Here is a 13,998-nt window from a genome sequence, read left to right on the forward strand (position 1 = left end):
ATCGCCACGGCCGAATCGGTATCGGCCGTGGTAACAAAAAGAAGCTATCTGTCATTAAGACCTACGTCAAAATGGCAGATAGCTTTTATTTATTTTCTCTGCTGCTTAAATCTGTTGGGCATCAGAAGGAACTGTCAAGAACTTCAGTTCGGGATTCCGTTCAATAACCCAATTTAAGGACCATTCATTGTTCACAAGGGCTACAGGCCGCTCTTTAATATCAAAAACAAGCATGCCGCTTTCCATGCTTTTTACTTTTTTCATATCGACAAGATCACCTGACTGACTATAAAGCCAGCGGGCCACGCCAAAGGGTAGACGATTCATGAGAATATCCACGCCATATTCATTCTTTAGCCGATATTCAAGCACTTCAAACTGAAGCGTACCAACAACACCGACAATAAAAGATTCGACGGCGCTATCATGTTGGCGGAAGACCTGTACGGCCCCCTCTTGGGTCAGTTCGGTCATCCCTTTTATAAACTGTTTACGACGCATCGTGTCTTTCGGTTGTACTCTGGCAAACTGTTCTGGCGGAAATACGGGGAAATCTTTAAACTCAATTCGTTTTCCCTCATCACAAATCGTATCGCCGATCCCAAAAACGCCAGGATCAAAGAGGCCCACAATATCACCAGGATAGGCTTCGTCAATTAAAGTCCGCTCCTGCGCTAAAAACTGTTGTGGCTGTGAAAGCTTGATCGCTTTGCCGCTACGACCATGGTACACGCTCATCCCTTTCGTAAATTTGCCGGAACAAATCCGCATAAAGGCAAGGCGATCGCGATGGGCCGGATTCATGTTCGCCTGAATTTTAAAAATAAAAGCAGAAAAAGCGGGATCTACTGGATCTACTGGACCTTCCTCTGTAAGACGAGGCGCTGGCGCTGGCGCTAAATCCAAAAAGGCCTCCAAAAAAGGTCTCACGCCAAAATTACTCATAGCACTCCCGAAAAACATAGGTGTCAGCTCGCCATTGCGTACTTTTTCAAAATCAAAAGCATCGCCAGCCATATCTAGTAGTTCAATATCATCAATGAGCGACTGATGAACTTCCTGACCTAACAGCTCCTGAAAAGCAGGATCATCAACACTTCCCTGCTTGGAAGGCAATACGGCCGAACCGTGACTGCCATCCTTCTCAAACAACTCAACCTGGGCCAGCTTACGGTTATAGACGCCAAGATAACTTCCGTCCACACCGATAGGCCAGTTCATGGGATACGCGCGAATTCCTAGCACCTGTTCTAGTTCTTCCATAAGGTCAAAGGGGTTTTTCCCAAAGCGGTCCAATTTATTGACAAAAGTAAAGACGGGAATGCCCCGCTGCTTACAAACATAAAACAGTTTTTTCGTTTGTTCTTCCACGCCTTTGGCCACATCAATAAGCATGACAGCGCTGTCAGCAGCCATCAGCGTGCGATACGTATCTTCACTAAAATCCTGATGGCCCGGTGTATCCAAAATATTAATACGGTAGCCTTGATAGTCAAATTGCAATACACTCGATGTAACCGAGATCCCTCTTTGTTTCTCTATTTCCATCCAGTCTGATACGGCATGCTTCTGCGCTTTACGGGCCTTTACAGAACCAGCTAAGCGAATTGCACCGCCATAGAGTAACAGCTTTTCCGTCAAAGTTGTTTTCCCGGCATCTGGATGGGAAATGATGGCGAAGGTTCGCCGTTTATTCGTTTCTTCTACTAGGGACGACATGTACAGCCTCCTACATATTTACAGACTCAAATTACTCCCCATTAAGGGCAACTCTCTTTGTACTATAGAGATCTTCCCGTGCTTTGTCAAGCGCCTTATAGTACATTCTTCAGTACTTCAATGACTTGATGGGGCACTGTCAAATTCGTTTGTAATTCCATCGCGCCTGCCTGATTTTTCACTCCGGAGATCACTAAATAATCAAGCAGTCGATAGCCCATCACTTCGATATCAGCTAAAGGAGAATGTAAAATAGCCTGATGGAAATCCACCGTTATATCATTCCCGCGAAAGGTAATATTCATATCAGGGTTGACCGCGCTTACACCAGCTAGCTTTGCGACCATAGCCATACTCATGAAAGATGCCATGAAGGAAAGGATCGGCCGATCGGGCATGCTCTTGGAAAGTACTTCTATTTTGAGGATTGAATGGTCTTTATCATGTTCCAATTGATGAATTTTGCAAACTAACTCTACTGTGCCAGACTCTTCACTGACAACGTGGAGTTTCATTTTATTATCGCCAAGCGAAGTCATCTGGAATTCTTTTATTTTAGGCGAGTCAGCGATAGCCTTACGTAAAATCTCATTGCTCCATTCATCGGCTACGACGATTTTCCCCGTTTCCAAGCCGTCCAAAGTCTGACGATCCCAAACTTCTCTGAGTTTCCCCATCATCTTTGCAATATCGGAGAATTTAGTGCTCATATCCCAAGCCTTAGCCGGCTGAGCAACTTCTACCATCATCACAGGCATATCCATCGTAATTCCTCCTTTTCTGCTTAGCAATTCTGCCGCAGATAGGTTGTAAAAAACTCTATATTTTCTTTTGCCACTAAATGGCGGTCCGTATCAACCGTAATCATATGATAGGACTCTTCTAAAATCACTTTGCGAATTGATGTAGATCCAACATGCTGCTCGACATACTCAGCATTCTTTAGACTAGCCGTATCATCTTCACGAGCATGAAGCAGTAATATCGGTGCAGTAACAGCTTGTAGATGGCTTTTCACGTGGTTAATAAGTCGAAAATTTTGGTCCATTGCCAAACCAGGTACTCGGTCATAAACCATTTCTGAAGCATTTTTTAGTACAATACTCCGCAGTCGATCATTTTTTATGCCATAAGGCGGCCGCTCTGTAAAAGAATAAAAATATTTTAAAGGCGTACAATAGACTAAAGGAATTAGAAAGGAATACCAAGGTATCGTCCAGCCATCATAAAAAAGCGTAGTCGACATCAACGAAACTGCTGGAATTTCGGGAAATTCCGCCGCAAGCTCCAAAGCTAGCACAGCTCCCATACAAAGGCCGGCAACGCCGACCTGTTCGTGTGTTTCTTTCAAATGCAAATAGGCTTCTCTCGCACCTCGATACCACTCTTGCCAGGGAGTCTGTTTTAACACTTCAATCGTTTCATTATGACCAGGCAAACAAGGCGCATAAACAGAAAATCCCTTCTTGTGGAGTTTTTCTGCTAAAAATTTCATTTCAAAGGGATTGCCTGTAAGCCCGTGAAGCAGCAATACCGCTTGATCGCCGCCAGTTAATTCAATTTCATATTTGCTCATGTTACTTCTTCCACCCTATTGATAAATTCCGTTTTTCCCTGTCCTTAAATATCAAGAAAACCGTTAGCTCCGAAGGTCGCTAACGGTATCCTGTGCCTCAGCCAAAAAGAGCACAAATTATAAATGCAAACGGTGCAAAATGGCTTCAAAGAGTTTAATAAAGAGATCAATTTCCTCAAAGGTAATCGTAAGCGACGGCGCCAGCGTGAATACATTCTTATAATGACCGCCCACGTCAAGAACGAGACCATACTGCTTGCCGTCTACTTCAATATCGCCTTTCATTGCTTCGTCGACAATGCGATCCGCCAAAGCCTTGTCAGGCGTAAAGCCGTCAGATGTAGTCATTTCAATGCGCAATGCCAGTCCCAGACCGTCGACATCGCCAATAACACTATGACGCTCTTTCATTTTCTTCAGTTCTTTTAAGAGATAAGCGCCTTTTTCGGCCACTTGTTTTTCCATATTCTGGTCCTTGCAGAATTGAAGCGTAGCTAAACCTGCCGCCGTTCCCAGTGGATTGCTGGCAAAAGTAGAGTGCGTCGATCCAGGCGGAAAAAGCTGTGGTGAAATCAGTTCTTCTTTGGCCCACATACCGGAAATCGGATTTAAGCCATTAGTAAGTGCTTTCCCGAAAACAATGACATCAGGATCTACATTAAAGTGCTCTGTCGACCAGAGTTTTCCTGTACGATAGAAGCCCATTTGAATTTCGTCACAAACAAGAAGAATGTTATGTTTCTTCAAGATTTTCTGTAGTTTATTAAAATAATCGCGCGGCGGAATAATATAGCCGCCTGTAGCTTGTACTGGTTCAATATAGAATGCAGCATATTCCGCTTCATTGACTTTCGGATCTAAAACACCATAGTATTCTGTTTCAAATAGTTTTTCAACCTGCTGAATACATTCATACCCGCAACTCCCAGCCTGTTTGCCGTAGAAACAACGATAGCAGTAAGGATAGGGGATGAAGTTCGCTCTGTTACCAAAATGGCCATAGCGACGACGATAGCGGTAGCTGCTCGTAATCTCCGATACAGCCAGAGTCCGGCCATGATAACCGCCCATAAACGCAAACATCAAGGACTTGCCATGCTTATAATTGCGTACCAGCTTTAAGCTATCTTCTACAGCCTGAGCGCCGCCTACGTTGAAATGAACGCGGCCCTTGGAGCCGAAACGATCTTGCGTCGCTTTCGATAATTCATAAGAAAGCATAATCTTTTCTTTATGGAGATACTGGCAGGCTAACTGCGGCAATTTTTCCAACTGCGCCTGATGCTTTGCACCAATTTCTTCATTCTTATAGCCAAAGTTTACTGCCGAATACCACATTTGCATATCCAGATAGGGTTTGTCCTGTCTGTCAAACAGCCAGGAGCCTTCACAGTGATCGAAAATTTTGGCCGGATCAATATAGTGAACCGTATCGCCAAAGGAACAATACTCCGCTTCTACTGCGAGCAGTTCTTCATCCGTCATTTCTTCCCATTTCATACATATAGCCTCACTTTATATAAATTAAGCCTGGTTAGGCAATACCTGCCTGGCTCTTTTGCCGCACGCGTAAATCCTGCTGAATTTCCTGAAAAGATCGGTAAACGCAATAATCCAGGCCTTCTTCCTCACAAAAATCAACAAGCTTGGCCTTAGCATAGACAAAATCAGCTTGCTTAGCTAAACAAAAATCGCTGCGTCCATCGCCGATCAAATACACGGGCAATCCCCCGGAAATTACTTCGGCTGTCTGGCATTTACACGTCCCTGAGGGGCAGTGCGGACTGTTATGAGGATAGGACGTCATAAAAGCCCCCTCATGCTCTTTTAAAGTATTAGCATAAACAGCAAGACCTTGTAGCCCGTTCTGCTCTAAAATCCGCTGAATAAACACTTCAAAACCATCGCTAATAATAGCCATAGGAATTTTTTCTCTTTGGGCAAACTGAACAAACGCTCTAAAGGATGGGTCAATGGATATGGTAGAAACAAACTCTAAGAGTTCTGTAAGCGGTCGTTTCACTAAGGCCATCTGACGGCGCAAACATTCCTGCGAACCAAAGATGCCAGCTTCCCACTGCTTTTCGATAAACTCCCATTCCGGTTCGGCAAATTGCTCCAATACCGCATCTGTTACATCTCTATCGGCTATCGTACCATCAAAATCGATAGCTAAAAAATAATCCATAAGACAAAAACTCCATTCTTTCTCATCTATTGCGATCACCAAAGAGATAGTTCTTGCTTGGCTTACACGTTTATAACTATACCACAAAATGACCCAGCACGAAAGGAAATCATAGTCTTTTTACCTAAAAAAGCCCTTTTTTTGTCACAGTCTGGCGATTTTTTTCTTTTCCCATAGCAGCAACCACTGGGTTAAAATTTGGTAAGCAATCGCCGTATCAGTTATTTCTCGCAGAGCAGCTCGAAACGCTGGATTTTGTAAATCCGGCGAAAGCTTTAGTGCCTGTAGGGAAAGCTGCAACGCCTCACAGACTGCTACTGGTCCAATCGATAAAGCCGGACAATTCGCCCTGTCATTATCAAGAACCAGCAAAAGACGATTCTTGGCTGAATAAATCAGCGAACAATCTGCTTGTCCCACTTGGGCTGACTGCGCAAGAAAACCGGCAAATACAGTTTCCATAAATAGCTTCATTTCTCTAAGGCAAAGCGCAGCGTTGGCGGTCTCTACTGGCGGCAACTGCCAACGCCAGCCTAGACACAATATTTTTTCGCATAAGTGCAGCGGCGGCGCGAGAGCAATGACGCCAACTTCCCGTCCGGCTAAAGTCAAGCGACGGTAAGACTTTACCGTCGTAAGCTTCTCCCAAAAACCATACACTAAATCCGCACTGTTTTGATCATATTGATAAGAGCTATCGATAGGATCCGCTAAGGGCCGTACAAACCGGACCTGGCCATGGACAATGCCTGCCGTAATATAAGCGCGCTCAGCGAGCGGCGCCAGTAGCAGCCGATCCACCAAAGCACTAGCGAAAGGATAACTGCCTGTTGCTCCTTCCGCTCTTTGTTGAAACGAAGCAGGCAGCACTTGCCAGAAATGACTTAGTTCATCAATATAGATAGCGCCAGCATGACCTCTAGCTAACAGGCAATGCCGCGCCATGAAAGCAATTGGCTCTTTCGTGCCATTTGCAATCAGTTCTACTTTACGCTCCTGCGGACCGCGAAATCCATCGTATAACCGCCGACTCATTCTGGCAGTCTTTTCCTGGGCCTCACGCTCCGCAGGTTCGCAGCCATAAATTCTCTGACAAGCCGCCCGCCACCGCTGCGGCTTCACCCGAACAGTAAAAGCTGCACTTTGCAGGTCTTTTTCGCTACCAGCCAAGAGCAAGCTACGCTCTTTTAAAACAGGCAGCGCAAGCGGCAGAGGCAACGGCGCTTGCCGTGGCAAAAATAAAGCAGTGAGATGCTGTTTTAAAGCCGCCTCCCATGGTGAAACACCGAGACCTGCAATAACAAGCCCAGGCCGCGTCACAGCTCTTCCTACTCGTCCCAGCCGCTGCTGAAACGCCGCCTGCCCAAGTGTTAGATTAGGCAGCAAACATACGTCAAGCCCACCAATATCAACGCCCAGTTCCAGCGCATTTGTGGCAATAAGCAAAAGAGGCCGATCTACGTGGTGACGGAAAGTCTGTTCTAACTCTCGTCGCTCCTCAGGCAACAGATCCGCGTCATAGAGTAAGATGGGCTGCGCCAAGTGCGGTTTTAGCAAAAATCGCAGCCTACGGCTCATGGCCTTACTTTGACAAAAGTACAGTGCCCGGCTATGCCGCAAGGGTTTCGCTGTTAATAACGACGTCAATTCCGGCCGTCCTGGCTGTCGATCATAAAACAACACGAGTCGTTTTAACGCGGCTTCACGTTGCTTTAAAAAGGATTTTGCCGCCGCCAGTGAAATAAACTCAACAGTTTCGGCGGCGCTCCCATCTATATGAATGATCGCAGACTTCGGTACTGACAACAGACGAGAAGCAAAATCAAGGGGCTGCGGCAGCGTCGCTGAAGCCAGAAAAAACCGTACTGGCGAAAGCGAAAAGACTTCCTTGAGCACAGCAATCCGTTTCATCAGATAGGCTGTTTGCGCCCCAAAAATCCCCTGATACTGGTGGGCTTCATCAAGTACCATCACGGCAAGCTGGCGAAAAAAAGCCCCTTCCCTGAGCAAGGAAAAATGGACTTTATCAATCGTAGCCAAACGCAGCCTAGCTCGGCCAAAGGCCGAAGTGCCTTGATGTCGCTGCATCTGGGTATCGTCTTGACTTCCCTTCCAAATGGTCCAGCAAATGGGATGACCAGCAACGACAAGTCTTCCAGCCATAGCTTGCCCCGCGTGATTATAGGAACAGTCCGTTGAAAGTGCTGCCAGTCTTTCAGCCTGTCCCCACAACAGCGCCTGCGTCGGCAGGCAAATAAGCGCAGTTGCCTGAAGTGAGCGACTCAAAGCCTCCAGAACAAACGATAAAAAACACAGACTCTTGCCAGATCCAGTCCCGCTTGTCAAAATCAGATGAGCCGTCGTCTGGCAGGCAGCTACTAAAATCTGTGCCTGATGCTCATAAATTCCGCTTTTGGCCTTCGGTTCGTAGCGAAGAATGAAGTCGTTCATAGCTTGTGGCAAAGAAAGTTCCGCCAGGGGACGACTATGCGGCAGCAAGGTCCGACAAGCGGCAGCTTGCGGCAACCAAACTCCAGGAAACCGCTGCACTAGATCCGCTAATATCCGCCAAGTCGCCCAAATTTCGCTTTCGCTGTTTTCGTGCCGCTTTATCCAGGAAAACATGCTTGTCGCCTCTTTTTCTCTTTCTTAGTGTTTCGCGAAAAACAAGGCCCTTCCTGTCATAAAGTAAAAAAAAGCCCCCGACACAAGGCCGAAGGCAGATGGGGCAATTTATTTGGGATCGATGATGGCTGCGTCCCCTTCTTCGCCAGTTCGAATCCGAACGGCATTTTCTAAAGGATAGACGAAAATTTTCCCATCACCGACTTCACCGGTGTGACAAATCCGTTTCGCTGTTTCCACAACAAGCTCCACAGGCACTTCGCAAACAACTGTTTCCAGCTTTATTTTAGGAAGCAGACTAATATTATATTCTTTGCCGCGATAGACTTCTTTATGGCCTTTCGTCAGACCGCACCCAAATACTTGAGTAACAGTCATTCCGGCAACACCGATTTCATTTAGAGCATCTTTTAATTCTTCCAATTTAGCAGGACGAGTAATAATTTCCACTTTCGTAATCTTTCTCATAGGCAACCTCCTCGAATGATATAAACTGTCGGTCTTCTCTTATGAGTTTACGCTAAAGTTGTTTTGGTAACAACCTTTTCTGACGGGGACTCGCTTACCGCGAAGGAAATCTGTGAACCGATAGCAATATCCTGATGAGCATAGCCGCGTTCGCCATGTTCTGAAAGATCGAGACCTTGGCTTTCTTCATCTTCACTAGAACGAAGGGTAAAGACTACCCCTACGGCTTTTAAGATAATGAAAGTCATTATAGCCGCAAAAGCCCAGCTTGTAGCTACGCCGATACATTGTGTTGTAAACTGCGCAGCATTGCCATAGAACAGACCATCCGCACCAGCGGGATTGACTGAGGTTGTAGCAAAAAGGCCTGTAGCCAAGGCACCCCAGGTACCGCCTACGCCATGAACGCCAAAGGCGTCAAGCGAATCATCATAGCCTAATTTAGCTTTCGCTACACTAACCGAGAAGAAGCATATAACACCTGCCACTAAACCAATTACGATAGAGGCAAGAGGAGTTACAAAACCGGAAGCTGGTGTAATCGCTACAAGGCCAGCCACACAACCGCTTGCGGCGCCAAGAACAGTCGGTTTACCATGAACCAGCCATTCAGTAAATACCCAAGATAAAGCAGCAGCGCCAGCCGCTGTATTCGTAACAAGGAAAGCAAGACCAGCCAAACCGTTAGCGCTTAACGCACTGCCAGCATTAAACCCAAACCAGCCAAACCAGAGAAGAGCTGCACCAAGTACCGTCATGGGTAGATGATGGGGCAACATAATTTCATGGCCGTAGCCGCGCCGTTTACCAAGCACGAGAGCAATGACTAACCCAGATACGCCAGACAAAATATGAACGACTGTACCACCAGCAAAATCAAGAACACCTAAGTCCTTGAGCCAGCCGCCTGTGCCCCACACCCAGTGAGCTACAGGGTCATAAACAAAAGTGGCCCAGATCAAAGTAAAAGCTACGAACGCCGGGAATTTCATCCGTTCTGCAAATGAACCCGTAATAAGCGCCGGAGTAATGATCGCAAACATCGCTTGGAACATTACAAAAACATACTGAGGAATCGTTGCTGCATAGTCGCTGTTGGGATCCATGCCAACACCATTTAAACCAAACCATTCCAAACTGCCGAATAAATGATTAATATCAGGTCCAAAGGCAATACTATAACCCCAAAGTACCCACTGTACCGAGATAAGCGCTACAATAAAGAAGCTCTGCATAATTGTGCTGAGTGCATTCTTAGTTCGCACCATACCACCGTAGAAAAAGGCAAGACCTGGCGTCATAAGCATAACAAGCGCCGCGCTTACAAGCACAAAGGCTGTGTCGCCGCTATCAATTTTTGCCGCATCAGCCGCGTCAGCTGCCGCTGCCGTTGCTGTTCCATCATCGGCAAAAGCCACAGGTAAGATGACCATTGTAAAGAGTAAACATAAAAGTATAATAGCCCAACTTCTTTTCATCCCAAATCCCTTCCTTTGCCTAAAATTCCCTCAAAAAACTACAAAACGCCCAGGAAAATAAAATTCCTGAACGTCATTGTTCAAAAGAAACACAAAAAGCCTCCGCACGTATTGACTACGCTGCGAAGGCTTCATTGCCTGTAGGTTATGAGGTTATTTATAATAATAACAGCGAGCTTCTCGTCTGTCAAGAGGCTCCTTAAAACAATTTACAACTTTACAATTTTTATTGTTTATTGCCTCAGTCAACTACAACAGTTACCTTATTCATTCTGTCGCCCTGTTCAATGAGATCGACAACATCCATATCGCTAATGACTTTACCGAAAACCGTATGCATGCCATCAAGATGGGGTTGCGGTTCATAGACGATAAAGAATTGGCTGCCACCTGTATTCGGACCACGATGAGCCATCGATAACGAGCCGCGTTCATGTTTGTGAGGATTTCCTTTGGTTTCACAAGGAATCGTATAGCCAGGACCGCCAGTGCCGTCGCCGCGCGGGCAGCCGCCTTGTGCTACAAAGCCGGGAATCACACGGTGGAAAGTCAATCCGTCATAAAAACCTTCCGTGATTAATTTTTCAAAATTAGCTACAGTGCCAGGTGCTTCCTGTTCGAAAAGTTCAATTTCAATAATACCTTTATCCATTTCAATTACAGCTTTTTTCATAGTGGAATTACCCCTCTTTTCTACTAGTACTTCTCTTATTATGCCATAATATTGCCATTTCTACTAGAGCTGCCTCTAAGCTTTACCTTGGCTTAAGAATTCACTCTTTCAGTCGATTCTCGACCTTGCTCATACTGGTTCAGCAATTCATCGAGATATTGGCTCATATCCAGCACCTCAGGGTGACGCAAGCCCTTTAGGCTGACTAGCTTATATAGGCCTGACCGCACTTCCTCTATACTTGCCACTACTTGCTCACCCCTCATCTTTAGTCATATTTTACATTATATGTTATTTATTACACAAATTTCAACTTATATTTTAAAAACAAATTTATGACTTTCTTGGTATACAAAAGGATATCATCATTAAATAGCGAAAATTTACAATAGATTAAATCTTTCGCCATTACCAATCAGTGTTTGAGCGATTTTAAAGGAGGATTTATATGACCACAGTTAAAATTCCTTATGCCAAAAAACATCTAGAGCTTTCAATTCCCGCTGATCGACTGCAGGGTATTCTTCAATCCAAAGCAGAAAGTTTTACTGCTGAAGCTGACGAAGCGACACTTGTAAAAACAGCTTTAGCCAATCCGATCGGTTCGCCGCGTCTCGCTGAACTGGCCAAAGGAAAAAAACACATTGTGATTATCACGAGCGATCACACCCGCCCCGTTCCCAGCCGCATTATTTCGCCGCTCTTAGTAGAAGAAATCCGCAGTACCAATCCTGACGGAAAAATCACATTCCTTGTTGCTACAGGCTTTCACAGAGCCACAACAGAAGCAGAACTAAATGCCAAGTTTGGCGAAGCCTTCCGTAAAACCATTGATATTGTAATTCATGACAGCCAAGATGACAGCGCCATGGTGAAAATTGGTGAACTTCCTTCCGGCGGCTCTACGATTGTCAATAAGCTCGCTATGGAAGCAGATTTACTCGTCGGCGAAGGCTTTATTGAACCGCATTTTTTTGCCGGTTTTTCTGGCGGCCGCAAGAGTGTTCTACCAGGAATCGCCAGCCAAGTCACCGTTCTTTACAATCACTGCTCACAGTTCATTGACAGTGAAAAAGCCCGGACTGGTAATTTAGCGGAAAACCCAATCCATAAAGATATGCTAGCCGCTGCCGAACAGGCTAAGCTGGCCTTTATCCTCAATGTGGTCATTGATGCTGAGAAAAAAATCATTAAGGCTTTTGCCGGCCATTCGGTCAAAGCCCATGAAGAAGGCTGCCAATTTGTCGGCGAGTTGGCTTCTGTCAAAGCTTGTCCTGCTGATATTGTCGTCACCTCCAACGGCGGCTATCCCCTTGATCAAAACCTCTATCAATCAGTAAAAGGCATGTCCGCGGCTGAAGCTACAGTGAAACCAGGCGGCGTTATTATCATCTGCAGCGCCTGCAACGACGGTCATGGCGGCGAAGCTTTTTACGATTGGTTTGCCAAAGCTCCCGGCGGTGCTTCGGAAGTCATGGAAAAAATCATGCAGATACCTGCTGAAAAAACGATTGCCGATCAGTGGGAGGCACAAATTTTAGCTCGTATCCAGCTAAAAGCCCATGTTATCGTAGTCACAGATTTGTGCGATCACCAAATGTTTAAAGATATGCAAGTTGCTGTGACTAGCACCCTCGAAGAAGCCATGGCCGAAGCAGAAAAGATTGTCGGCGCAAAAGCTTCCATAACCGTAATTCCTGATGGCGTCTCCGTCATTGTCCGTCCTTAAAAACGCAGTTTCTCTTACATAGAGAAAAACGATGCCAAGTGCCTCCGTGGCGCTTGCATCGTTTTTTTTTGCCATTTTTCGCTGATAGACTCAGCTATTTTAAAAATTCCCCATATCAGTGATTCGCAGAAATATTTCAATGAAGTTTCTTGATTTCTTTGAGCTTGTTATAAAGTGTAGCTAGAGAAATTCCCATTTTGTCAGCAATTTGCCGCTTTGCCGCCAAACTCGTCCCATGAGTCGCTAGCAATCGTTGCAACGTACGCCGCTCAAAGTCTTTCACGAGTACAGCCAACGATTCGGTATAATTAAACTCGTCTAAATTTCCTGGCGCCAATCGCTTCGGCAGATGACTTAACGTTAGAGTCGTTTCATCGCACATATTGACAGCATATTCGGCCATATTTTTTAGTTCCCGTACATTGCCTGGCCAATCATAGTTGAGCAAGGCGCTGTACACGCTAGTATCAATCAGAACAGAGCGGCCTGCTTTTTTCATAGCAGCAGAAAAAAAGTATTTTGCTAATAAAGCAATATCTTCTTGCCGTTCTTTCAAGGACGGTACCGTAAAGTTCATAACATTTAACCGATAATACACATCAGAGCGAAACTTATTTTCGGAAGTTAACTGATACAGATCTTGATGTGTCGCAGCAATAATCCGTAAATCCAGAGAGATTTCAGCCATTTCACCAATACGTCGAATCGTTCGTTCCTGAAGTACCCTTAGCAGCTTCGCCTGAGTTTCTAAAGGAAGTTCCGCAATCTCATCAAGAAATAAGGTCCCGCCACTAGCCATTTCGAACAGGCCAATGCGCCCGCCCTTTTTTGCTCCCGTAAAAGAGCCCTCCTCATAGCCGAAGAGCTCGCTTTCTACTAAATTCGGCGCAATGGCGGCACAATTGATCGCCACAAAAGGACCGGACCGTCTAGCACTCGCATGATGAATCGCCTGCGCAAACAACTCTTTACCAGTACCGCTAGCGCCATAAATCAAGATATCGGCATCACACTGCGCCGCCTTTTGGGCAATGTGAATCGTTTCCTGTAACGCTTTACTCTGACCTAAAATATCGTCAAAAGTATACTTTACCTGATATAGTCGGTCCACTAAGTTTTTTAGCTGACGACTCCGCTTCGTTACTCGCTCCACTTCAGCAGTAAGACGCCGCACTTCCGTAATATCTTTAACAACTGACACCCCGCCGCAGATAGCGCCGTTTACACGAATCGGGGCCATATCAGCTACGTATTCGATGTCGCCTTCGCGACGATAGGCGCCATAAACAGCCTTACCTGTAGCAATCACTTTCGGTAACATCGCTCCTGGTCGAACATCCGATAAAATCCTGCCTAAAATCTGTTCCTTTTTTACACCAGTAATTCGCGTATATTCATCATTAATGTATTGGACAATCTGTTTATGATCAATAACTAAAATGCCGTTATTTAACGAATCAAGAATTTGACCGTACCACGTTTCCATAACGTCTCTCTGCCGCGGCTGCCCCATCGAAAAACCTCCTGCAACAGTGTCGCTTT

12 protein-coding genes are annotated in these 13,998 nt (G+C 45.6%); 1 reads left to right on the forward strand and 11 read right to left on the reverse strand.

What is annotated here, in order from left to right:
- Positions 1 to 105 precede the first annotated feature (105 nt).
- The 10 genes from AC0NJP_RS05585 to AC0NJP_RS05630 form a co-directional block, all read right to left on the reverse strand.
- Positions 106 to 1,719: a peptide chain release factor 3 gene (locus tag AC0NJP_RS05585; RefSeq protein WP_474039245.1), complete on the reverse strand. Its 1,614-nt coding sequence runs from the start codon at positions 1,717 to 1,719 to the stop codon at positions 106 to 108.
- 95 nt (positions 1,720 to 1,814) lie between these two features.
- Positions 1,815 to 2,483, reverse strand: a complete 669-nt coding sequence (locus AC0NJP_RS05590; RefSeq protein WP_474699091.1) for a hypothetical protein — start codon at positions 2,481 to 2,483, stop codon at positions 1,815 to 1,817.
- A gap of 20 nt (positions 2,484 to 2,503) precedes the next feature.
- Positions 2,504 to 3,295, reverse strand: a complete 792-nt coding sequence (locus AC0NJP_RS05595; protein ID WP_474699092.1) for an alpha/beta hydrolase — start codon at positions 3,293 to 3,295, stop codon at positions 2,504 to 2,506.
- A gap of 117 nt (positions 3,296 to 3,412) precedes the next feature.
- Positions 3,413 to 4,795 carry an aspartate aminotransferase family protein gene (locus AC0NJP_RS05600; protein WP_474699093.1) on the reverse strand — a complete coding sequence of 461 codons (1,383 nt, stop codon included), beginning with the start codon at positions 4,793 to 4,795 and terminating at the stop codon, positions 3,413 to 3,415.
- Between the two features lie 34 nt (positions 4,796 to 4,829).
- On the reverse strand, positions 4,830 to 5,483 hold the full coding sequence (locus AC0NJP_RS05605; RefSeq protein ID WP_474039249.1) for an MtnX-like HAD-IB family phosphatase: 654 nt from the start codon (positions 5,481 to 5,483) through the stop codon (positions 4,830 to 4,832).
- A gap of 144 nt (positions 5,484 to 5,627) precedes the next feature.
- Positions 5,628 to 8,108: a DEAD/DEAH box helicase gene (locus AC0NJP_RS05610; protein ID WP_474699094.1), complete on the reverse strand. Its 2,481-nt coding sequence runs from the start codon at positions 8,106 to 8,108 to the stop codon at positions 5,628 to 5,630.
- 108 nt (positions 8,109 to 8,216) lie between these two features.
- Entirely contained in the window at positions 8,217 to 8,576 is a 360-nt protein-coding gene (locus AC0NJP_RS05615; RefSeq protein WP_474699095.1) for a P-II family nitrogen regulator, read from the reverse strand.
- A 47-nt stretch (positions 8,577 to 8,623) separates the two neighbouring features.
- On the reverse strand, positions 8,624 to 10,054 hold the full coding sequence (locus tag AC0NJP_RS05620; protein WP_474699096.1) for an ammonium transporter: 1,431 nt from the start codon (positions 10,052 to 10,054) through the stop codon (positions 8,624 to 8,626).
- 241 nt (positions 10,055 to 10,295) lie between these two features.
- Entirely contained in the window at positions 10,296 to 10,727 is a 432-nt protein-coding gene (locus tag AC0NJP_RS05625; protein WP_474039253.1) for a peptidylprolyl isomerase, read from the reverse strand.
- A gap of 92 nt (positions 10,728 to 10,819) precedes the next feature.
- Positions 10,820 to 10,975 (reverse strand): aspartyl-phosphate phosphatase Spo0E family protein, encoded by a 156-nt coding sequence (locus AC0NJP_RS05630; protein ID WP_474699097.1) that lies wholly within the window; start codon positions 10,973 to 10,975, stop codon positions 10,820 to 10,822.
- A 200-nt stretch (positions 10,976 to 11,175) separates the two neighbouring features.
- On the opposite strand from AC0NJP_RS05630, the gene larA reads away from it, so the two are divergent.
- Entirely contained in the window at positions 11,176 to 12,456 is a 1,281-nt protein-coding gene (gene larA / locus AC0NJP_RS05635) for a nickel-dependent lactate racemase (protein ID WP_474699098.1), read from the forward strand.
- Positions 12,457 to 12,592: 136 nt separating this feature from the next.
- On the opposite strand, the gene AC0NJP_RS05640 is transcribed toward larA, so the two are convergent.
- Positions 12,593 to 13,969: a sigma-54 interaction domain-containing protein gene (locus AC0NJP_RS05640; protein ID WP_474699099.1), complete on the reverse strand. Its 1,377-nt coding sequence runs from the start codon at positions 13,967 to 13,969 to the stop codon at positions 12,593 to 12,595.
- Between the last annotated feature and the right edge of the window lie 29 nt (positions 13,970 to 13,998).

This window comes from Pelorhabdus sp. sgz311002 (assembly GCF_056134285.1).

Excerpts from the sequence above, each read along its gene's own strand:
- AC0NJP_RS05595 (WP_474699092.1), bottom strand. The coding sequence starts at position 3,295 with ATGAGCAAATATGAAATTGAATTAACTGGCGGCGATCAAGCGGTATTG.
- AC0NJP_RS05615 (WP_474699095.1), bottom strand. The coding sequence starts at position 8,576 with ATGAGAAAGATTACGAAAGTGGAAATTATTACTCGTCCTGCTAAATTG.
- AC0NJP_RS05610 (WP_474699094.1), bottom strand. The coding sequence starts at position 8,108 with ATGTTTTCCTGGATAAAGCGGCACGAAAACAGCGAAAGCGAAATTTGG.
- larA (WP_474699098.1), top strand. The coding sequence starts at position 11,176 with ATGACCACAGTTAAAATTCCTTATGCCAAAAAACATCTAGAGCTTTCA.
- AC0NJP_RS05620 (WP_474699096.1), bottom strand. The coding sequence starts at position 10,054 with ATGAAAAGAAGTTGGGCTATTATACTTTTATGTTTACTCTTTACAATG.
- AC0NJP_RS05625 (WP_474039253.1), bottom strand. The coding sequence starts at position 10,727 with ATGAAAAAAGCTGTAATTGAAATGGATAAAGGTATTATTGAAATTGAA.
- AC0NJP_RS05605 (WP_474039249.1), bottom strand. The coding sequence starts at position 5,483 with ATGGATTATTTTTTAGCTATCGATTTTGATGGTACGATAGCCGATAGA.
- AC0NJP_RS05585 (WP_474039245.1), bottom strand. The coding sequence starts at position 1,719 with ATGTCGTCCCTAGTAGAAGAAACGAATAAACGGCGAACCTTCGCCATC.
- AC0NJP_RS05590 (WP_474699091.1), bottom strand. The coding sequence starts at position 2,483 with ATGGATATGCCTGTGATGATGGTAGAAGTTGCTCAGCCGGCTAAGGCT.
- AC0NJP_RS05600 (WP_474699093.1), bottom strand. The coding sequence starts at position 4,795 with ATGAAATGGGAAGAAATGACGGATGAAGAACTGCTCGCAGTAGAAGCG.
- AC0NJP_RS05640 (WP_474699099.1), bottom strand. The coding sequence starts at position 13,969 with ATGGGGCAGCCGCGGCAGAGAGACGTTATGGAAACGTGGTACGGTCAA.